Annotated in this window: 17 protein-coding genes; 13 read left to right on the forward strand and 4 right to left on the reverse strand. The window is 57.2% G+C overall.

What is annotated here, in order from left to right:
• Positions 1 to 151: 151 nt before the first annotated feature.
• From aceB to aceK, 3 genes are read left to right on the forward strand one after another with little or no spacing between them, the layout of a single operon-like run.
• Entirely contained in the window at positions 152 to 1,753 is a 1,602-nt protein-coding gene (aceB, locus tag EXW94_RS14705; protein WP_174340391.1) for a malate synthase A, read from the forward strand.
• A 31-nt stretch (positions 1,754 to 1,784) separates the two neighbouring features.
• Complete coding sequence (aceA, locus tag EXW94_RS14710; protein ID WP_126817299.1) at positions 1,785 to 3,089, forward strand: isocitrate lyase; 1,305 nt, start codon at positions 1,785 to 1,787, stop codon at positions 3,087 to 3,089.
• A 52-nt stretch (positions 3,090 to 3,141) separates the two neighbouring features.
• Positions 3,142 to 5,007, forward strand: coding sequence for a bifunctional isocitrate dehydrogenase kinase/phosphatase (aceK, locus tag EXW94_RS14715; RefSeq protein WP_375336645.1), 1,866 nt, complete (start codon positions 3,142 to 3,144; stop codon positions 5,005 to 5,007).
• Here the strand turns inward: aceK and iclR are convergent.
• Complete coding sequence (gene iclR, locus EXW94_RS14720) at positions 4,915 to 5,742, reverse strand: glyoxylate bypass operon transcriptional repressor IclR (protein ID WP_074136400.1); 828 nt, start codon at positions 5,740 to 5,742, stop codon at positions 4,915 to 4,917. The two genes, aceK and iclR, sit on opposite strands and share 93 nt — an antisense overlap.
• Positions 5,743 to 5,935: 193 nt before the next feature.
• Between iclR and metH the strand changes: the two genes are divergently transcribed.
• From metH to rluF, 5 genes are all read left to right on the forward strand, one after another.
• A complete protein-coding gene (gene metH / locus EXW94_RS14725) occupies positions 5,936 to 9,619 on the forward strand; it encodes a methionine synthase (protein WP_174340392.1) in 3,684 nt (1,227 codons plus the stop codon).
• Between the two features lie 201 nt (positions 9,620 to 9,820).
• Positions 9,821 to 11,452, forward strand: coding sequence for a Na/Pi cotransporter family protein (locus EXW94_RS14730; RefSeq protein WP_126817309.1), 1,632 nt, complete (start codon positions 9,821 to 9,823; stop codon positions 11,450 to 11,452).
• 95 nt (positions 11,453 to 11,547) lie between these two features.
• Entirely contained in the window at positions 11,548 to 11,841 is a 294-nt protein-coding gene (locus EXW94_RS14735) for a type II toxin-antitoxin system CcdA family antitoxin (protein ID WP_032666560.1), read from the forward strand.
• Complete coding sequence (locus tag EXW94_RS14740) at positions 11,841 to 12,014, forward strand: CcdB family protein (RefSeq protein ID WP_023334123.1); 174 nt, start codon at positions 11,841 to 11,843, stop codon at positions 12,012 to 12,014. The genes EXW94_RS14735 and EXW94_RS14740 overlap by 1 nt, the downstream gene beginning before the upstream one ends.
• 53 nt (positions 12,015 to 12,067) lie before the next feature.
• Positions 12,068 to 12,940 carry a 23S rRNA pseudouridine(2604) synthase RluF gene (rluF, locus tag EXW94_RS14745; RefSeq protein ID WP_042715618.1) on the forward strand — a complete coding sequence of 291 codons (873 nt, stop codon included), beginning with the start codon at positions 12,068 to 12,070 and terminating at the stop codon, positions 12,938 to 12,940.
• Here rluF and EXW94_RS14750 read toward each other — a convergent pair whose 3' ends face one another.
• From EXW94_RS14750 to lysC, 3 genes are all read right to left on the reverse strand, one after another.
• Entirely contained in the window at positions 12,941 to 13,213 is a 273-nt protein-coding gene (locus tag EXW94_RS14750; RefSeq protein ID WP_174340393.1) for a DUF3811 domain-containing protein, read from the reverse strand. It lies immediately after the preceding gene.
• 50 nt (positions 13,214 to 13,263) lie between these two features.
• The gene (gene panS, locus EXW94_RS14755) at positions 13,264 to 14,208 is read right to left on the reverse strand and encodes a ketopantoate/pantoate/pantothenate transporter PanS (RefSeq protein ID WP_174340394.1); all 945 of its coding nucleotides are present in this window, start codon (positions 14,206 to 14,208) and stop codon (positions 13,264 to 13,266) included.
• Between the two features lie 92 nt (positions 14,209 to 14,300).
• A complete protein-coding gene (lysC, locus tag EXW94_RS14760; RefSeq protein WP_108418104.1) occupies positions 14,301 to 15,650 on the reverse strand; it encodes a lysine-sensitive aspartokinase 3 in 1,350 nt (449 codons plus the stop codon).
• A 374-nt stretch (positions 15,651 to 16,024) separates the two neighbouring features.
• Between lysC and pgi the strand changes: the two genes are divergently transcribed.
• The 5 genes from pgi (at position 16,025) to EXW94_RS14785 (ending at position 21,815) form a co-directional block, all read left to right on the forward strand.
• Positions 16,025 to 17,674, forward strand: a complete 1,650-nt coding sequence (gene pgi, locus EXW94_RS14765; RefSeq protein WP_148401249.1) for a glucose-6-phosphate isomerase — start codon at positions 16,025 to 16,027, stop codon at positions 17,672 to 17,674.
• A gap of 366 nt (positions 17,675 to 18,040) precedes the next feature.
• On the forward strand, positions 18,041 to 18,283 hold the full coding sequence (yjbE, locus tag EXW94_RS14770) for an exopolysaccharide production protein YjbE (RefSeq protein ID WP_126817313.1): 243 nt from the start codon (positions 18,041 to 18,043) through the stop codon (positions 18,281 to 18,283).
• A gap of 63 nt (positions 18,284 to 18,346) precedes the next feature.
• Positions 18,347 to 18,985: a YjbF family lipoprotein gene (locus EXW94_RS14775; protein WP_089598600.1), complete on the forward strand. Its 639-nt coding sequence runs from the start codon at positions 18,347 to 18,349 to the stop codon at positions 18,983 to 18,985.
• Complete coding sequence (locus tag EXW94_RS14780; protein WP_120159797.1) at positions 18,982 to 19,719, forward strand: capsule biosynthesis GfcC D2 domain-containing protein; 738 nt, start codon at positions 18,982 to 18,984, stop codon at positions 19,717 to 19,719. Before EXW94_RS14775 ends, EXW94_RS14780 begins: the two co-directional genes overlap by 4 nt.
• Positions 19,719 to 21,815, forward strand: coding sequence for a YjbH domain-containing protein (locus EXW94_RS14785; protein WP_148401248.1), 2,097 nt, complete (start codon positions 19,719 to 19,721; stop codon positions 21,813 to 21,815). Before EXW94_RS14780 ends, EXW94_RS14785 begins: the two co-directional genes overlap by 1 nt.
• The last annotated feature ends 5 nt before the right edge of the window (positions 21,816 to 21,820 follow it).

Here is a 21,820-nt window from a genome sequence, read left to right on the forward strand (position 1 = left end):
ATAAATTAATTACAGTTAACAATTAAAATGGAAATTGTTTTTGATTTTGGAAAAAATATAGATAGTCTTAATTCTGCTGAGCGAAAACTACCCAACGATCTTTCGTTCGCATCGGGGGCGTGATTTTGGATCTTTGATGAGGAGCAGAGTAATGACTCAACAGGCAACGACGGTCGATGAACTGGCCTTTACCCAGCTGTATGGCGAGCAAGAACAGCAAGTTTTGACGGCGGAAGCGGTAGAATTTCTGACTGAACTGGTGACTCGCTTTACGCCACAGCGCAATAAGCTGCTGGCGGCACGTATTCATCAGCAGCAGGAAATTGACGATGGCAAGTTGCCTGGCTTCATTTCGGAAACCGCTTCCATTCGCCATGGTGAATGGAAAATCCGCGGCATCCCTGAAGATTTACAGGATCGTCGCGTTGAGATCACCGGTCCGGTAGAGCGCAAAATGGTGATCAACGCCATGAATGCCAACGTTAAAGTCTTTATGGCGGATTTTGAAGATTCACTGGCGCCAGACTGGAACAAAGTTATCGACGGGCAGATCAACCTGCGCGACGCCGTGAACGGCACCATTAGCTATACCAACGAAGCCGGTAAAATTTACCAGCTCAAGCCGAACCCGGCGGTGCTGATCTGTCGCGTACGCGGCCTGCACCTGCCTGAAAAACATGTCACCTGGCGTGGGGAAGCCATTCCGGGCAGCCTGTTTGATTTCGCACTCTATTTCTTCCACAACTACAAGAACCTGCTGGCAAAAGGCAGCGGTCCCTATTTCTATCTGCCAAAAACACAGTCCTGGCAGGAAGCGGCCTGGTGGAGCGAGGTGTTCAGCTATGCGGAAGACCGTTTTGACCTGCCGCGCGGCACCATCAAGGCCACGCTGCTGATTGAAACGCTGCCTGCGGTATTCCAGATGCATGAAATCCTGCATGCGCTGCGCGATCATATTGTCGGCCTGAACTGCGGACGCTGGGACTACATCTTCAGCTACATCAAAACCCTGAAAAATCACGGCGATCGCGTGCTGCCGGATCGCCAGGTGGTCACTATGGATAAACCATTCCTCAGTGCCTACTCACGTCTGCTGATCAAAACCTGCCACAAGCGCGGTGCCTTTGCGATGGGCGGCATGGCGGCATTCATTCCGAGCAAAGATGCAGAACGCAATAACCAGGTGCTCAACAAGGTGAAAGCCGATAAAGAACTTGAGGCCCGTAACGGCCATGACGGCACGTGGATTGCCCATCCAGGACTAGCCGACACGGCGATGGAGGTCTTCAACCGCGTGCTTGGTGACAATAAAAACCAGCTGTTTGTCACACGTGAAGACGACGCACCCATCGCAGAAGAACAGCTGCTGGCACCGTGTACGGGTGAGCGTACGGAGGAGGGCATGCGTGCCAATATCCGCGTCGCGGTCCAGTACATCGAAGCGTGGATCTCCGGTAACGGCTGCGTGCCGATCTACGGCCTGATGGAAGATGCCGCGACGGCGGAGATCTCTCGCACCTCCATCTGGCAGTGGATCCATCATCAAAAAACGCTCAGCAACGGCAAGCCGGTGACCAAATCTCTGTTCCGCCAGATGCTGGCCGAAGAGATGCGGGTGATCCAGGACGAGCTGGGCGAACACCGCTTCAGCAGTGGACATTTTGACGACGCTGCGCGCCTGATGGAGCAAATCACCACCTCAGATGACTTAATCGACTTCCTGACCCTGCCGGGCTACCGCTTCCTGGCGTAACTCACCACATAACAAAATGGAGCATCTGCACATGAAAACCCGTACCCAACAAATCGAAGAGTTAAAGAAAGAGTGGACTCAACCGCGCTGGGAAGGCATCCGCCGTCCGTACAGCGCAGAGGAAGTGGTGAAATTACGCGGCTCGGTCAACCCAGAGTGCACGCTGGCACAGAACGGTGCGGCGAAAATGTGGAAGCTGCTGCACGGTGGCTCCAAAAAGGGCTATATCAACAGCCTCGGCGCGCTGACCGGCGGTCAGGCGCTGCAGCAGGCGAAGGCCGGGATCGAGGCGATTTACCTCTCCGGATGGCAGGTCGCAGCGGACGCCAACCTGGCCTCCAGCATGTACCCGGATCAGTCGCTCTACCCGGCTAACTCCGTGCCGTCGGTGGTGGATCGGATCAACAACACCTTCCGCCGTGCGGATCAGATCCAGTGGGCCGCCGGTATCGAACCAAACGATCCGCGCTTTACGGATTACTTCCTGCCGATCGTCGCGGATGCAGAAGCGGGCTTCGGCGGCGTGCTGAACGCCTTCGAGCTGATGAAATCGATGATTGAGGCCGGTGCAGCGGCCGTTCACTTCGAAGACCAGCTGGCGTCCGTGAAGAAATGCGGACACATGGGCGGCAAAGTCCTCGTCCCAACCCAGGAAGCCGTGCAGAAGCTGGTTGCGGCGCGTCTGGCTGCTGACGTGCTCGGCGTGCCGACGCTGGTGATTGCCCGTACCGATGCGGACGCGGCGGATCTGATCACCTCTGACTGCGACCCGTACGACAGCGAGTTCATCACCGGCGAGCGCACCAGTGAAGGCTTCTACCGTACCCATGCCGGCATTGAACAGGCGATCAGCCGTGGCCTGGCGTACGCGCCTTATGCGGACCTGGTCTGGTGTGAAACCTCAACGCCGGATCTGGCGCTGGCAAAACGCTTTGCCGACGCCATCCACGCGAAATACCCGGGCAAGCTGCTGGCCTACAACTGCTCGCCGTCCTTCAACTGGCAGAAAAAGCTGGATGACGAAACTATCGCCAGCTTCCAGCAGCAGCTGTCCGACATGGGTTACAAATACCAGTTCATTACCCTGGCAGGCATCCACAGCATGTGGTTCAACATGTTCGACCTGGCGCACGCCTACGCGCAGGGTGAAGGCATGAAGCACTACGTTGAGAAGGTGCAGCAGCCGGAGTTTGCTGCGGGTAAAGACGGCTATACCTTCGTCTCTCACCAGCAGGAGGTGGGAACCGGATACTTCGATAACGTGACGACCATCATTCAGGGCGGCACCTCCTCCGTCACCGCCTTAACGGGCTCAACCGAAGAAGCACAGTTCTAATCTTTTCCCCCTCTCCCCCCTCGGGGAGAGGGTTGGGGGTGAGGGGGAATATATGTCGCGTGGTCTGGAATTACTGATTGCCCAAACTATTTTGCAGGGCTTTGATGCCCAGTATGGTCGTTTTCTTGAAGTGACATCCGGCGCGCAGCAGCGCTTCGAACATGCAGACTGGCATGCGGTTCAGCAGGCCATGAAGCAGCGTATCCATCTCTATGATCACCACGTGGGTCTGGTGGTGGAGCAGCTTCGCTGTATTACCGACGGTAAAAGCCCGGATGCGGATTTTTTACTGCGCGTGAAGGAGCATTACACCCACCTGTTACCCGACTACCCTCGCTTCGAGATTGCGGAGAGCTTTTTTAACTCCGTCTATTGCCGGTTATTTGACCACCGCTCACTATCTCCTGAGCGGTTATTTATCTTCAGCTCCCAGCCCGAGCGACGCTTTCGAACCATTCCGCGTCCGCTGGCGAAAGACTTCTTTCCCGATCGCGGATGGGAAAAGCTCCTGCACCGCGTGCTAACGGATCTGCCGCTGCGCTTGCCCTGGGAAAACAAAACCCGGGATATCGGTTATATCCACGCGCATCTCAACGAAACCTTCGGCTCGGAGGTGCTCAGCCGCAGCCATTTGCAGGTTGCCAACGAGCTTTTCTACCGCAATAAAGCCGCCTGGCTGGTGGGTAAACTGGTTACGCCAACCGCTATTGTGCCGTTTCTGCTGCCGATTCACCGTACCGACGACGGGGAACTGTTTGTCGATACCTGCCTAACCACCGGCGCCGAGGCCAGCATCGTATTTGGCTTCGCCCGCTCCTATTTCATGGTGTACGCCCCGCTGCCTGCCGCTCTGGTGGAGTGGCTGCGCGAGATCCTGCCGGGCAAAACCACCGCCGAGCTGTATATGGCGATTGGCTGCCAGAAGCACGCCAAAACGGAAAGCTACCGGGAGTACCTGCGCTACGTCACTGCGGCCGACGAGCAGTTTATCGAAGCGCCAGGCATTCGCGGTATGGTGATGCTGGTCTTTACGCTGCCGGGTTTCGACCGGGTCTTTAAGGTGATTAAAGACAGATTCGCGCCGCAGAAGGAGATGAGCGCTGCGCACGTCCGCGCCTGCTATCAGCTGGTTAAAGAGCACGATCGCGTCGGGCGGATGGCGGATACCCAGGAATTCGAAAACTTTGTGCTGGATAAACAGCAGATCGACCCGGCGCTCATGGCGCTGTTAATGCAGGAAGCGCCCGCGAAAATCACCGATCTGGGTGACAAAATCGTGATCAGCCATCTCTACATCGAACGCCGCATGGTACCGCTGAATATCTGGCTTGAGCAGGCTGACGGTCAGGCCTTACGTGACGCCATTGAAGAATACGGCAACGCGATTCGCCAGCTTGCCGCCGCCAATATTTTTCCCGGCGACATGCTGTTTAAAAACTTTGGCGTCACCCGTCACGGGCGGGTGGTGTTCTACGATTACGACGAAATTTGCTACATGACCGAGGTGAATTTCCGCGATATACCACAGCCCCGCTACCCGGAAGATGAGCTTTCCAGCGAGCCGTGGTATAGCGTCTCGCCGGGGGACGTGTTTCCGGAGGAGTTTCGCCACTGGCTGTGCGCCGACCCGCGCATCGGGCCGCTATTCGAAGAGATGCATGAGGATCTTTTCCGCGCCAGCTACTGGCGCGGACTGCAAACGCGGATCAAAAATGGGCACGTGGAAGATGTGTACGCTTACCGCCGCAAGCAGCGGTTTAGCATCCGGTTTTCTCCCTCCCCTGTGGGAGAGGGCCGGGGTGAGGGCATCAGGCCGCACTCAACCTCAACGAATCCCACCATACGCCAGCGTCACCTCTTTCGCCGCCTTAATCACCAGCGCACCCAGCTCGGTCACGCGGTCATCAGTCATGCGTGAAATGGGGCCGGAGATGGAGATGGCGGCAAACGGCTCGCGGTGCTCGTCAAAAATACAGGATGCCAGGCAGCGCAGGCCCAGCGCATGCTCCTCATCATCAAACGAGTAGCCGCGCTTGCGGGTCAGGGCCAGATCTTCTTTCAGATGCACGGGCGACACCAGCGTGGCGTGGGTATAGGCGTGCAGACCTTTACGGTGCAGCAGCCCCGTCACCTGCTCCTCGCTCAGCTGCGAGAGAAACGCTTTCCCCGCCCCAGAGGCGTGCATCGGCAGCTTGCCGCCAATCGGTGCGGACATGCGCATCAGCTGCGTGCACTGCACCTGGTCGATGATAATCGCCTGGTGGTCGCTCTGGTCCAGCACCGCCAGGTTGACCGTCTCGCCGGAGTCTTCCATCAGCTTGCGCAGAATCGGGTGCACAATCGCCAGCAGGTTGCGGCTCTGCAGGAAGCTGCTGCCGACGATAAACGCATGCGCGCCCACCGCCCAGTGCCCCAGCTCGCCGACCTGGCGGACAAACCCCAGCTGCTGCATGGTGGTTAGCAGGCGGTGCGTCGTGGAGTTCGGCAGACCAGCCTGCTGGGCCAACTCGGTCAGGGCCACGCTGCCGTGCGACTCGGCTATCCACTCCAGCAGCTTCAGACCGCGCGTGAGCGATTGAACCTGTCCGCCGGGTTGTGCAGCGGTGGTGGCAGCAGGCTTTCTGCCGCGTTTGGCGGGAACGGTCGTGACCATGACGATCTCCTTTTTCTGTATCGTGGAAATCATTTTCGTTTTATTTGGTGATTTTGCAACCGCTTTCATGACTGATCGGAGGAGTGATGGTGAACATGTCTCATGTTACCGCTGTGTGACTTTTCCACCCTGCGAGATTGTGCCAGTATGGAACCCAGCCTTTTGGCCTTGTTGAGCGTTGTCGGGAGCAAGTGTGAGCAGCAAAGTAGAGCAACTGCGTGCGCAGTTAAATGAACGAATTCTGGTGCTGGACGGCGGCATGGGCACCATGATCCAGGGCTATCGTCTGAGTGAAGACGATTTCCGCGGCGAGCGCTTCGCAGACTGGCCCTGCGACCTGAAGGGGAACAACGACCTGCTGGTGCTCAGCAAGCCGTCGGTTATTAAAGATATCCACAACGCCTACTTTGAAGCGGGTGCGGATATCGTTGAGACCAATACCTTCAACTCGACAACCATCGCCATGGCGGATTACCAGATGGAATCCCTGTCGGCGGAGATCAACTTTGAAGCCGCAAAGCTTGCACGCGCCTGCGCCGACGAGTGGACGGCCCGCACGCCGGACAAACCGCGCTATGTTGCCGGGGTGCTTGGCCCGACGAACCGCACCGCGTCGATTTCACCGGACGTCAACGACCCGGCGTTTCGTAATATCACCTTTGACCAACTGGTTGCCGCCTACCGTGAATCGACCAGAGCGCTGGTGGAAGGTGGTTCCGACCTGATCCTGATTGAAACCGTATTCGACACCCTCAACGCCAAAGCTGCGATTTACGCGGTGAAAGAGGAGTTCGAGGCGCTGGGCGTTGACCTGCCGATCATGATTTCCGGCACCATCACCGACGCCTCCGGCCGCACCCTGTCCGGCCAGACAACCGAAGCGTTTTATAACTCCCTGCGCCACGCCGAAGCGCTCTCCTTTGGCCTCAACTGTGCGCTGGGGCCGGATGAACTGCGCCAGTACGTGCAGGAGCTTTCCCGTATCGCGGAATGCTACGTCACCGCCCACCCGAACGCCGGTCTGCCGAACGCGTTCGGTGAATACGATCTCGATGCTGACACCATGGCGGCGCAAATCCGCGAGTGGGCCGAGTCTGGCTTCCTGAACATCGTCGGCGGCTGCTGCGGCACCACGCCGGAGCACATCGCGGCCATGAGCAACGCCGTCGCCGGTCTGCCGCCGCGCAAGCTGCCCGAGCTACCGGTTGCCTGTCGCCTTTCCGGCCTTGAGCCGTTGACCATCGGCGACGACAGCCTGTTTGTGAACGTGGGTGAGCGTACTAACGTTACCGGTTCGGCAAAGTTCAAGCGCCTGATCAAAGAAGAGAAGTACAGCGAAGCGCTGGACGTTGCCCGCCAGCAGGTGGAAAGCGGCGCGCAGATTATCGATATCAACATGGACGAGGGGATGCTCGACGCCGAAGCGGCGATGGTGCGTTTCCTCAACCTGATTGCCGGTGAGCCGGACATCGCCCGCGTGCCGATCATGATCGACTCCTCCAAATGGGAAGTCATTGAAAAAGGGCTGAAGTGCATCCAGGGCAAAGGCATCGTTAACTCCATCTCGATGAAGGAGGGTGTTGATATCTTTATCCACCACGCGAAGATGGTGCGCCGCTACGGTGCCGCCGTGGTGGTGATGGCCTTCGACGAAGTGGGCCAGGCGGATACCCGCGAGCGCAAAATCGAGATATGCCGCCGCGCGTACAAGATTTTGACCGAAGAGGTGGGCTTCCCGCCGGAAGATATTATCTTCGACCCGAACATCTTCGCCGTCGCGACCGGGATTGAAGAGCACAACAACTACGCCCAGGACTTTATCGGGGCGTGTGAAGACATCAAGCGCGAACTGCCGCATGCGCTGATCTCCGGCGGCGTGTCGAACGTGTCGTTCTCGTTCCGCGGCAACGACCCGGTGCGTGAAGCGATCCACGCCGTGTTCCTCTACTACGCCATCCGCAACGGCATGGACATGGGGATCGTTAACGCCGGGCAGCTGGCAATTTACGACGACCTCCCTGCCGAGCTGCGCGATGCCGTCGAGGACGTGATCCTTAACCGCCGTGACGACGCCACCGAGCGCATGCTGGACCTGGCGGAGAAATACCGCGGCAGCAAATCGGATGAGGCGGCAAACGTACAGCAGGCCGAGTGGCGTTCCTGGGACGTGAAAAAGCGTCTGGAATATTCGCTGGTCAAAGGCATTACCGAATTTATTGAACTCGACACTGAAGAAGCACGTCAGCAGGCCGCCCGTCCAATCGAAGTGATCGAAGGCCCGCTGATGGACGGCATGAACGTGGTCGGCGATCTGTTCGGTGAGGGCAAAATGTTCCTGCCGCAGGTGGTGAAATCCGCCCGCGTGATGAAGCAGGCGGTGGCGTATCTCGAGCCCTACATCGAAGCCAGCAAAGAGAAAGGCTCCAGCAACGGCAAGATGGTGATTGCCACCGTGAAGGGCGACGTGCACGACATCGGCAAGAATATCGTCGGCGTAGTGCTGCAGTGTAATAACTACGAAATTATCGACCTCGGCGTGATGGTCCCGGCGGACAAAATCCTCAAGACCGCGCGCGAGGTGAATGCCGACCTGATTGGCCTTTCCGGGCTGATTACCCCGTCCCTGGACGAGATGGTCAACGTGGCGAAAGAGATGGAGCGTCAGGGCTTTACCATCCCGCTGCTGATTGGCGGAGCGACCACCTCGAAAGCGCACACGGCGGTGAAAATCGAGCAGAACTACAGCGGCCCGACGGTTTACGTGCAAAACGCCTCGCGCACCGTGGGCGTGGTCTCCGCGCTGCTCTCCGACACCCAGCGCGACGATTTTGTGGCGCGCACCCGCAAAGAGTACGAAACCGTTCGCATCCAGCACGGCCGTAAGAAGCCGCGCACCCCGCCTGTTTCACTTCAGGCGGCGCGCGACAACGATCTGGCCTTTGACTGGTCCAGCTATACGCCGCCGGTCGCACACCGTCTGGGCGTGCAGGACGTAACGGCAAGCATCGAGACGCTGCGCAACTACATTGACTGGACGCCGTTCTTTATGACCTGGTCACTGGCGGGCAAATATCCGCGCATCCTGGAGGATGAGGTGGTCGGCGAGGAGGCGAAGCGCCTGTTTAAAGATGCCAACGACATGCTCGACACGCTGAGCGCAGAGAAAACCCTCAACCCGCGCGGCGTGGTGGGCCTGTTCCCGGCGAACCGCGTGGGCGACGACGTGGAAATTTATCGCGATGAAACCCGCACCCACGTGCTGGCGGTCAGCCGCCATCTGCGCCAGCAAACGGAGAAAGTGGGCTTTGCCAACTACTGCCTGGCCGATTTCGTCGCGCCGAAGCTGAGTGGCAAAGCCGATTATATCGGTGCCTTTGCGGTAACCGGCGGTCTGGAAGAAGACGCGCTGGCGGATGCGTTCGAAGCGAAGCACGATGATTACAACAAAATCATGGTGAAAGCGATTGCTGACCGTCTGGCGGAAGCCTTCGCCGAGTACCTCCACGAGCGCGTGCGTAAGGTGCACTGGGGCTACGCGGCGAACGAAAACCTCAGCAACGAGGAACTGATCCGCGAAAATTACCAGGGCATTCGTCCGGCGCCGGGCTACCCGGCCTGCCCGGAGCACACCGAAAAAGGCACCATCTGGAAACTGCTGGACGTGGAAACCCATACCGGCATGAAGCTCACCGAGTCGTTCGCCATGTGGCCAGGTGCGTCAGTCTCAGGCTGGTACTTCAGCCATCCGGACAGCAAGTACTTCGCCGTGGCGCAGCTGCAGCGGGATCAGATCGAAGATTATGCCCTGCGTAAAGGGATGAGCGTGTCTGAAGTGGAACGCTGGCTGGCACCGAATCTGGGCTACGACGCCGACTAAAATCACTTTTCCTTACAACAAACAGGGCGCTCATGGGGCGCCCTGTCTCTTTCTTACGTTTAAACCCTTATACTCAAATAAGGTTCTAACCTTATTGCCCGGTGGCGCTGCGCTTATCGGGCCAACGCGTAGCCGCTATTCAGCAAGGCAACGCGCAGCGAACCTCAGGAAAATAGATAACGATAAGGAGGAACACCTTCCGTGTTGACGTTGTTACACCTGCTCTCTGCAGTCGCACTGCTCGTATGGGGTACCCATATCGTCCGTACCGGCGTGATGCGCGTGTTCGGCGCGCGATTACGTACCGTCCTCAGCGGCAGCGTTGAGAAGAAGCCGCTCGCGTTCTGCGCGGGCATCGGCGTTACGGCGCTGGTGCAAAGCAGCAACGCCACCACCATGCTCGTCACCTCGTTTGTGGCGCAGGATCTGGTCGCACTCGCCCCGGCGCTGGTGATCGTTCTGGGAGCCGACGTTGGTACCGCGCTGATGGCGCGTGTTCTGACCTTCGATCTTTCCTGGCTGTCGCCGCTGCTGATTTTCCTCGGCGTGATCTTCTTCCTTGGCCGTAAGCAGACGCGTGCCGGACAGCTTGGCCGCGTGGGGATTGGCCTCGGGTTGATCCTGCTGGCGCTGGAGCTGATTGTTCAGGCGGTTACCCCTATCACCGAAGCCAACGGCGTGCAGGTCATCTTCGCCTCGCTGACCGGGGATATCATGCTGGATGCGCTGATCGGTGCGGTGTTTGCTATCGTCAGCTACTCCAGCCTGGCGGCAGTTCTGCTGACGGCCACGCTCACCGCTGCAGGCGCGATCTCCTTCCCGGTGGCGCTGTGTCTGGTGATCGGGGCCAACCTAGGCTCCGGCCTGCTGGCGATGCTCAATAACAGCGCCGCCAATGCCGCCGCCCGCCGCGTGGCGCTGGGCAGCCTGCTGTTTAAGCTGGTGGGCAGCCTGATTATTCTGCCGTTCGTTCACCCGCTGGCGAACCTGATGGACAACCTTCCGCTGCCGAAGGCGGAGCTGGTGATCTACTTCCACGTCTTCTACAACCTGGTGCGCTGTCTGGCGATGGTGCCGTTCGCTGCGCCGATGGCCCGCTTCTGCGAGCGCCTCATCCGCGATGAACCAGAGCTGGATGCGCGCCTCAAACCGAAGCATCTGGACACCTCGGTGCTGGATACCCCGGCGCTGGCTATCGCCAATGCCGCCCGTGAAACGCTGCGCATGGGCGATGCGATGGAAACCATGCTCGAAGGGCTGCAGAAGGTGATGCACGGCGAGCCGCGCGAAGAGAAAGAGCTGCGCAGGCTGGCAGACGACATCAACGTGCTGTACACCGCCATCAAGCTCTATCTGGCGCGCCTCCCGCAGGACGAGCTGGCGGAAGAGGAGTCCCGACGCTGGGCGGAAATTATCGAGATGTCGCTCAACCTTGAGCAGGCGTCGGATATCGTTGAACGTATGGGCAGCGAGATCGCCGACAAATCCCTGGCCGCGCGTCGAGCGTTCTCGGGCGAAGGGCTGAAGGAGCTGGAAGCGCTGCACGAACAGCTGGTCAGCAACCTGAAGCTGGCGATGTCGGTCTTCTTCTCAAGCGACGTACCGAGCGCGCGCCGCCTGCGCCGCAACAAGCACCGTTTCCGCATCCTCAACCGCCGCTACTCGCACGCCCACGTCGAGCGTCTGCACCAGCAGAACGTGCAGAGTATCGAAACCAGCTCGCTCCACCTGGGGCTGCTGGGCGATATGAAACGTCTGAACTCATTGTTCTGCGCGGTGGCGTACAGCGTGATGGAACAGCCGGATGAAGACGACGAGCGGGATGAGTATTAATCGCTGAAAGCGCCTCGCAAAACGGTTTTGTGAGGCGTGACTCCCCATAAAGAGCAATTTATTCTTCAACCCTTACATTTTTAAGGGAATAGGAAGTGCTCAATTATTACGCTACACTTCGCCAATTCATGCGCATTCCAATGGGGGTTCTCATGCGCGGTGCTAATAGCATTAAAAAATCAGTGAATGTTTCCCTGTCGCCCGACATCCTTGAAGAGGCGCGAAGGCTTAAACTTAACCTTTCTGCCGTGCTAACGGCGGCTTTGCAGGAGCAATTTCGTGAACATCGGCGCGCAGAGTGGCTTGAAGAAAATAAAGCTTCGATTGACGCCATTAACCAGTGGGTTGATGAAAACGGCTCCTTTAGTGACTTTCAGAGGTCGTTCTGATGAAGCATGTACTGGTCGCTCCCGCCGTTGAGGTCGCGGGAAAACCCTGCGTGGTCATGATGCACATGATGGCAGGCATATCGCCAAAAGAGTTAGGCGAACGTGTTGCCGATCTTACGCAAAACCGGGCTTCGCTGCGGGATGCACTCGATTTTTTGATCAACGGCTACTAACACTTTTTTGTCAGCCTCAAGGTAAGGTATATTTCGCCTTCACAGGAGAAACTATGCTGCCAACTCAATCAACCCGATTAAACAAATACATTAGCGAGAGCGGGATCTGCTCACGTCGCGAGGCGGACCGTTACATTGAACAGGGTAACGTGTTCCTCAACGGCAAGCGCGCCACCATCGGCGACCAGGTGGTGCCTGGCGATGTGGTTAAAGTGAATGGTCAGGTCATCGAGCCTCGTGATGCTGAAGACCTGGTGTTTATCGCGTTGAATAAACCGGTTGGGATTGTCAGCACCACGGAAGACGGTGAACGGGACAACATCGTTGATTTCGTGAACCACAGCAGCCGTATCTTCCCGATTGGCCGTCTGGATAAAGACTCTCAGGGGCTGATTTTCCTTACCAACCACGGTGACCTGGTCAACAAAATTCTGCGTGCCGGTAACGACCACGAGAAAGAGTACATTGTCACGGTGAACAAGCCGGTGACGGACGAATTTATTCGTGGCATGGGCGCGGGCGTGCCGATCCTCGGTACCGTCACGAAAAAGTGTAAGGTCAAGAAAGAAGCACCGTTCGCGTTCCGCATTACGCTGGTGCAGGGCTTAAACCGTCAGATCCGCCGCATGTGCGAGCACTTCGGCTACGAGGTGACGAAGCTGGAACGCACGCGCATTATGAACGTCAGCCTGTCGGGCATTCCGCTCGGTGAGTGGCGTGATTTAACCGGAGACGAGCTGATCGAGCTGTTCAAGCTTATCGAGAACTCATCCTCCGAAGCGAAGCCGAAAGCTAAAGCGAAACCGAAAACGCAGGCCATTAAGCGCCCGGTGGTGAAGGCGCCGCAGGCGGAAGAGAAAGGTCGAGGCAAACCGGCCAACGGAAAACGCTTTGCCCAGCCTGGCCGCAAAAAGAAAGGGCGCTAATTAGCGCCGTCCACGGGTAGAGGTATTGGCCGACCAGGAAAAGGTCGTCTCGGTATCCGGCTTATAAGCCTGCTGCTTTTTCAGTTTGCGGGCTTTTTTCTCCTCGGCGTCACGTTGCGCCATCAGTTTATCGATGTACTCTTTCTTAACCTGATTGGTTTCGGTGTTCGTCAGCGTGCGGCCATGGGCGATGCGGGCGCGGTCGAGAAGCGTTTTCAGTTCGCGCTGCTCGGCTTCCGTCATGTCTTTCTGGGTCAATCGTGGTGTAGCCATTGCTGAAGCCTCCTGAGAGAGAGGCTTCAGTGTAAAGCAAGCGTGGCAAATTAACCCTGTTTCACCGCATCTTTTTTCGCTTGTTCATCAATCGGTTTGCCGGACCAGTAGCCCGCCAGCAGCGAGCCGGAAAGGTTGTGCCAGACGGAGAACAGCGCTCCCGGCAGTGCCGCCAGCGGCGAGAAGTAGATTTTACCGAGCGCCGCCGCCAGGCCGGAGTTCTGCATGCCCACTTCGATTGCCAGCGTACGGCAGGTCGATTCGTCAAAGCCAAACAGCTTCCCGCCCCAGTAGCCGCCCAGCAGGCCGATAGTGTTATGCAGCACCACCGCGACGATCACCACAAAGCCTACGGAAGCAATGTGCGACGCGGAACCCGCCACCACGGCGCTGATGATGGCCAGAATACAGACCATCGAAAACGCAGGCAGATACGGCTCAACCGCTTTCACCACGCGAGGGAAAAGATGGTGAATCACCAGGCCCAGCGCAATCGGGATCACCACGATTTGCAGAATGCTCAGCAGCATGCCCATCACGTCCACCTGAATATGCGCATCAACGTACAGGCGGGTTAGTAGGGGCGTGGCAACCACGCCCACCAGTGTGGAAACGGACGAGATGGTGACGGAGAGCGCCACATCGCCTTTTGCCAGGTAGATCATCACGTTGGATGCCGTGCCGCTGGCGACGCTGCCCACGAGCACCATCCCGGCAGAGAGATCCGGCGGCATCTTAAAGGCCATTGCCAGCAGCCACGCCGCAAGCGGCATCACCAGGTAGTGGAGGAAGATCCCTGCAGCAACCGGAGCCGGGCGGGACAGCACGCGCTTAAAGTCGTCGATTTTCAGATGCACGCCCATACCGAGCATAATCAGCATCAGCAGCGTGGTGACCCACGGGCCAATACCGGTGAATGTGGTGGGGGTATAATACGCGAGTACGGAGAGCAGCAGCGCCCATAACGGGAACAGCCGCGTGATGGCGGATAACATAGGTATTCCTTGCGATTGTGTTGTGTTGTTTAGTTATGAAAAAGCCGGGTCTGTGCCCGGCTTATAGGTATTGTTTATCGTGCTAACGAATTTTATTCAAACAAATTCTGATGAAGTTTCTGCACCACCTGCTCGGCCTGATCGGCAGGCACCAGGAAGCAGAGGTTATAGCTGGATGCGCCGTAGCAAATCATGCGGATGCTGAACGGGTCGAGCACGCCGAACACTTCTTTGCCCACGCCGCAGGCGCGCGACAGCTTGTTGCCAATGATGGCAACAAGCGCCAGGTCTTCTTCTACTTCCACGCGGCACAGCTCGGACAGCTCAATCAGCAGCGACTGGGTCAGCAGGGTATCACCCTTGGACGTTGAGCCGGTCGTATCCAGCGTCAGCGCAATGCTCACTTCTGACGTGGTGATCAGATCGACGGAGATGTTGTGGCGCGCCAGGATGCCAAATACTTCTGCCAGGAAGCCGCGGGAGTGCAGCATGTTATGGCTGTGCAGTGTGACCAGCGTCTGCTTGCGACGCAGGGCCAGCGCGCGGAACAGCGGCGGGCTTTCGGTTCTCTTACACACCATCGTGCCGCCTGCTTTCGGCTCTTTACTGGAGCCGACGAAGACCGGAATATCGCTGCGCACGGCAGGCAGCAGGGTTGCCGGATGCAGCACCTTCGCGCCAAAGGTGGCCATCTCCGCCGCTTCTTCAAACGCAATCACGTCAATACGTTTTGCCGTAGAGACTACGCGAGGGTCAGTGGTGTAAATGCCCGGCACGTCCGTCCAGATATCCACGCGCGTGGCATGCAGCGCTTCGCCCAGCAGGGCTGCGGTGTAATCACTGCCGCCTCGGCCAAGCGTCGTGGTGCGGCCTTTGGCTTCGCTGCCGATAAAGCCCTGGGTGATCACAATACTCTCTTCCAGGCGTGGTGCCAGCTGTTGGCTGGTCAGCTCGGCCAGCGCTTCAACATCCGGCTCGGCACGGCCAAAGCGATCGCTAGTGCGCATCACTTTACGCACGTCAAACCACTGCGCCTGAATATTACGCTCGCGCATAATCTCAACAAACAGCAGGGTAGACATCAGCTCGCCGTGGCTGACCAGTTCATCCGTCAGGGCCGAGGAGTTTGCCAGAGACGCCGCTTCTGCCAGGGTGGTGATATTTTCCAGCAGGCGTTCTATTTCCTCGCGGATCACATTCGGATTCTGAAGGCACTCAAGGATGTCGAACTGAATTTTGCGCAGCGCGTCCAGCTTCACGAAACGTTCTGTCGCTTCAAGTCCTTCAGACAGAGAAACCAGCAGGTTCGTCACGCCAGCGGATGCAGAAAGCACCACCAGGCGGGTATTCGGATCGGCCAGCACCACATCGGCGCTGCGGTTCATGGCAGCGTAATCTGCCACACTGGTGCCGCCAAACTTGGCGACCACAAAACTCGTCATAACAACCTCGTGTCAGGGAATGAATAAGCGACCATGGCACAAGAATGAAATGAAAACAGGTGCAGGCGCAAAATACGGCCCTATAAATAAAATGCGGGGGAGGTCCTGTCAATGCTGGGATTATGCGGATTTTTCATGGGGGGGTACCCCTGAGAAACAGGACTTATAACAGGGCCATATTTTATGCTCCGTTTTACCCTGTTTTGGGCGACATTTCGCCGCCGCAGGAGGCCACTTCAGCAGCTATACTTTTCGGGTCTTTTCACCTGCGTTTGATGCAGGCCAGGGCAATGGCATAAAAACCATCACAATTTTTATTTGCAGGCGCTACAATCGACCGCAGTCACAATTCTCAAATCAGAAGAGTATTGCTAATGAAAAACATCAACCCAACGCAGACCGCTGCCTGGCAGGCACTCCAGAAACATTTTGATGAAATGAAAGACGTTACCATCGCGGATCTGTTCGCGAAAGATGCCGATCGTTTCTCTAAGTTCTCCGCGACCTTCGACGACCTGATGCTGGTGGATTTCTCCAAAAACCGCATTACCGAAGAGACGCTGGCAAAACTGCAGGATCTGGCGAAAGAGACTGAGCTGGCCGACGCCATCAAATCCATGTTCTCCGGTGAGAAGATCAACCGTACCGAAGACCGCGCCGTGCTGCACGTGGCCCTGCGTAACCGTAGCAATACGCCAATCATCGTTGACGGCAAAGACGTCATGCCGGAAGTGAACGCGGTGCTGGAAAAGATGAAAGCCTTCTCTGAAGCGATCATCTCCGGTAGCTGGAAAGGCTACACCGGCAAGGCTATCACCGACGTGGTGAACATCGGTATCGGCGGTTCTGACCTCGGCCCATTCATGGTGACCGAAGCGCTGCGTCCGTACAAAAACCACCTCAACATGCATTTCGTATCTAACGTTGATGGTACCCATATCGCCGAAGTACTGAAGAAAGTGAACCCGGAAACCACCCTGTTCCTGGTCGCGTCCAAAACCTTCACCACCCAGGAAACCATGACCAACGCCCACAGCGCGCGCGACTGGTTCCTGAAAACGGCTGGCGACAACAAACACGTGGCGAAACACTTCGCGGCGCTGTCTACCAACGGTAAAGCGGTGGGCGAGTTCGGTATTGATACCGCGAACATGTTCGAGTTCTGGGACTGGGTTGGCGGCCGCTACTCTCTGTGGTCTGCAATCGGTCTGTCCATCATCCTGTCCGTGGGCTTCGACAACTTCGTTGAGCTGCTCTCCGGCGCGCACGCGATGGATAAACACTTCTCCACCACCGCGCCTGAGAAAAACCTGCCGGTGCTGCTGGCGCTGATCGGTATCTGGTACAACAACTTCTTCGGCGCTGAAACCGAAGCGATCCTGCCGTACGACCAGTACATGCACCGCTTTGCGGCCTACTTCCAGCAGGGCAACATGGAATCCAACGGTAAATACGTTGACCGTAACGGCAATGCGGTGGATTACCAGACTGGCCCAATCATCTGGGGCGAGCCAGGCACCAACGGCCAGCATGCGTTCTACCAGCTGATTCACCAGGGTACCAAAATGGTACCGTGCGACTTCATCGCGCCGGCTATCACGCACAACGCATTGTCTGACCACCATCCGAAGCTGCTGTCCAACTTCTTCGCGCAGACTGAGGCGCTGGCGTTCGGTAAATCTCGCGAGGTGGTTGAGCAGGAATACCGTGACCAGGGTAAAGATCCGGCAACCCTGGACCACGTTGTGCCGTTCAAGGTATTCGAAGGCAACCGTCCAACCAACTCCATCCTGCTGCGCGAAATCACCCCGTTCAGCCTGGGCGCGCTGATTGCCCTGTACGAGCACAAGATCTTCACTCAGGGCGCTATCCTGAACATCTTCACCTTTGACCAGTGGGGCGTTGAGCTGGGCAAACAGCTGGCAAACCGAATTCTGCCAGAGTTGGGTGACGATAAAGCAATCGACAGCCACGACAGCTCTACAAACGGCCTGATTAACCGTTATAAAGCATGGCGTGCGTAATAAATATGTCATGAAAAATGCCGGCGATATGCCGGCATTTTTTTATCGGATAATTCCTGATGTCTGTTAGTTAACTCAAATTATGGTTCTGAGTTTTATCTGAAAAAGCCCGTTAACCCGTTAATCACTGCGGTTTATTTTAGGAAAATCCGGATAATTAAATTATTAGTGATTAATTATATGTTATTGATTTTTAATCATAATATATTTTAGTCATTCGTCTTATGTTTCGTTTTTATCCATTAGTCTGAAAACTCCCTCCCTATTTATCCGTACGGCAATCCCGCTGCTTTAGTTGTGTATACTCGAATCCGCCTGAATTTCTTTTCGGGCAAATCTCCATTCATTCATTGAAGGGAAATTGTTATGAAAAAAGTACTGTATGGCATTTTTGCCATATCTGCGCTTGCGGCGACATCTGTTTATGCAGCTCCGGTTCCGGTCGGGGAAGCAGCAGGGTCGGCTGCGACGTCTGCGTCTGCGGGAAGTTCAACCGCAGCCAGCGCCAGCACCGTAAGTTCAGCCGTGGGTGTCGCGCTGGCGGCAACCGGTGGCGGTGATGGCTCCAATACCGGAACCACGACCACCACGACGACCAGCACCCAGTAATAGCGGGTGTTTTAATCATAACCACACTTCGGTGTGGTTATTTCGCCCCTTCGGAGAAGAGTCGTGAAGCGACCTGCAATCATTATGATTTGCCTGCTGTTGCAGGCGTGCTCAGCCACTACCAAAGGGCTGGGAAATTCCCTGTGGGACAGCCTGTTCGGTACGCCGGGCGTGCATCTGACCGATGACGAACTGCAGAACATGCCGTATGCCAGCCAGTACATGCAGCTAAACGATGGCCCGCAACTGTTTGTGGTGCTCGCTTTCGATGAAAACGGGCAGCAGAAATGGGTGACGCAGGATCAGGCCACCATCGTGACGCAGCATGGTCGTATCGTGAAAACGCTGCTTGGTGGTGACAATCTGCTTGAGGTAAACAACCTCGCCGACGATCCGCTGATCAAACCTAACCAGATTACCGACGGCGCAAGCTGGACGCGCACAATGGGTTGGACCGAACACCGGCAGGTGCGCTACGCCACGGCGCGTTCTACCTTCCGCTGGGACGGCACCGACAGTGTCAACGTCGGTAGCGACGAAACGCAGACTCGCGTGCTGGATGAAGAGGTCACGACCGACCAGGCGACCTGGCATAACCGTTACTGGATAGATGAAGAAGGGCAAATTCGCCAGTCCTTGCAGTATCTCGGTGCCGGTTTCTTCCCGGTGAAAACAACCCTGATCAAGGCGGCGAAATCATGAAAACGCTCATCCACGTTGCGCTTCTCGCCAGTCTTGCCACGCCGCTGGCATGGTCTGCGGGAACCGTGAAAGTCTACACGCCGGACAACGCGCAACCCAAAACCTTAACTAACGCAGAGCATCTGCTCGATCTCGTTGGACAGCCAAGGCTGGCTAACAGCTGGTGGCCGGGGGCGGTTATCAGCGAGCGTCAGGCAACGGTAGCGGCGGAACAACAACACCATGCCCTGCTGGCTCGCCTGACGGGTTTAGCGGAGCAGGAAGACGGCGATGATGCCGCCGCTATCAACAACGTTCGCCAGCAGCTTCAGGCACTGAAGGTAACAGGCCGCCAGAAGGTGAACCTTGATCCAGATGAAGTGCGCGTCGCGGAAAAGGGTAACCCCACGCTTGAAGGGGAGTACACGCTCTGGCTGCCGGTGAAGCCGACGACGGTGACCGTGATGGGGCTCATCAGCAGCCCGGGCAAAAAGCCCTTTACCCCCGGTCGCGATGTGGCGAGCTATCTCGACGAACAAAGCCTGCTGAGCGGCGCGGATAACAGCTACGCCTGGATTGTTTATCCCGACGGGCATACGCAAAAAGCACCCGTAGCATACTGGAATAAGCGACATATCGAACCCATGCCCGGCAGCGTGATTTTTGTCGGCTTTGCCGACCATTTCTGGACGAAGGCGTATGACGGGCTTAATGCCGATATCCTTCATTCCCTGACGCAGCGGATACCGGATTAATGAAAAGAACCTATCTCTACAGCATGCTGGCGCTGTGCGTAAGCGCTGCCTGCCATGCGGAAACGTATCCGGCGCCCATTGGGCCGTCGCAATCAGACTTCGGCGGCGTCGGTTTACTGCAAACCCCTACCGCGCGTATGGCACGCGAGGGGGAGATCAGCCTCAACTACCGCGACAACGACCAGTATCGCTACTACTCCGCCTCCGTACAGTTGTTCCCGTGGCTCGAAACCACGCTGCGCTATACAGACGTGCGAACGAAACAGTACAGCAGCGTCGACGCGTTCTCCGGCGATCAGACCTATAAGGACAAGGCCTTCGACGTCAAGCTGCGACTCTGGGAAGAGAGCTACTGGATGCCGCAGGTTTCCGTAGGCGCGAAAGATATCGGCGGGACCGGCCTGTTTGATGCGGAATACGTCGTGGCCAGCAAAGCCTGGGGGCCGTTTGACTTCTCTCTGGGGCTTGGCTGGGGCTATCTGGGTACCAGCGGTAACGTCAAAAACCCGTTCTGTACCTACAGCGATAAATACTGCTACCGCGATAACAGCTACCAGAAAGCGGGCTCCATCAACGGGGATCAGATGTTTCATGGTCCGGCCTCGTTGTTTGGCGGCGTGGAGTATCAAACGCCCTGGCAGCCATTACGCCTGAAGCTGGAGTATGAAGGGAATGATTACTCGCAGGACTTCGCCGGGAAAATTGAGCAGAAGAGCAAGTTTAACGTCGGCGCCATTTACCGCGTCACCGATTGGGCCGACGTTAACCTCAGCTACGAGCGTGGCAATACTCTGATGTTTGGCTTCACGCTGCGCACCAACTTTAACGATATGCGTCCGCACTATAACGACAATGCGCGGCCTGCGTATCAGCCGGAGCCGCAGGATGCGATCCTCCAGCACTCCGTGGTCGCCAATCAGCTGACGTTACTGAAATACAACGCCGGTCTGGCCGATCCGAAAATTCAAACCAAGGGCGACACGCTGTACGTCACCGGCGAGCAGGTGAAATACCGCGACTCGCGCGAAGGGATCGAGCGGGCCAACCGGATCGTGATGAACGATCTGCCGGAGGGGATCCGCACGATCCGCGTGACGGAAAACCGCCTCAACATGCCGCAGGTGACGACCGAAACGGACGTCGCCAGCCTCAAGCGCCATCTGGAGGGTGAGCCGCTCGGGCATGAAACCGAGCTGGTGCAAAAACGCATCGAGCCCGTGGTGCCAGACACCACCGAGCAGGGCTGGTATATCGATAAATCCCGCTTTGATTTCCATATCGACCCGGTGTTGAACCAGTCCGTCGGCGGGCCTGAAAACTTCTATATGTACCAGCTGGGCGTGATGGCGACGGCGGATCTGTGGGTTACCGACCACCTGCTGACCACCGGCAGCCTGTTTGGCAACGTCGCTAACAACTACGACAAGTTCAACTACACCAACCCACCAAACGACTCGAAGCTGCCGCGCGTGCGTACCCGCGTGCGTGAGTATGTGCAGAACAACGCTTACGTGAACAACCTGCAGGCCAACTACTTCCAGTACTTCGGCAACGGCTTCTACGGCCAGGTGTACGGCGGGTATCTGGAAACCATGTTCGGCGGTGCGGGGGCGGAAGTGCTTTATCGTCCGGTTGACAGCAACTGGGCGTTCGGGGTTGATGCCAACTACGTCAAGCAGCGCGACTGGCGCAGCGCGCAGGACATGATGAAGTTCACCGACTACAGCGTCAAAACGGGTCACCTGACCGCCTACTGGACGCCGTCGTTCGCGCAGGACGTGCTGGTGAAAGCCAGCGTCGGCCAGTATCTGGCGGGCGATAAGGGCGGTACGCTGGATATCTCCAAACACTTCGACAGCGGCGTCGTGGTGGGCGGCTATGCCACCATCACCAACGTCTCGCCGGACGAATACGGGGAAGGGGACTTCACCAAAGGGGTCTATGTGTCGATTCCGCTGGATCTGTTCTCGTCAGGCCCAACCCGCAGCCGTGCGGCGATTGGCTGGACGCCGCTGACGCGCGACGGCGGCCAGCAGCTTGGACGTAAGTTCCAGCTGTATGACATGACCAGCGATAAGAACGTTAACTTCCGCTAATGCTT

The sequence above is a fragment of the Enterobacter sp. JMULE2 genome, assembly GCF_013337145.1.
Classification (GTDB): Bacteria; Pseudomonadota; Gammaproteobacteria; order Enterobacterales; family Enterobacteriaceae; genus Enterobacter; species Enterobacter mori.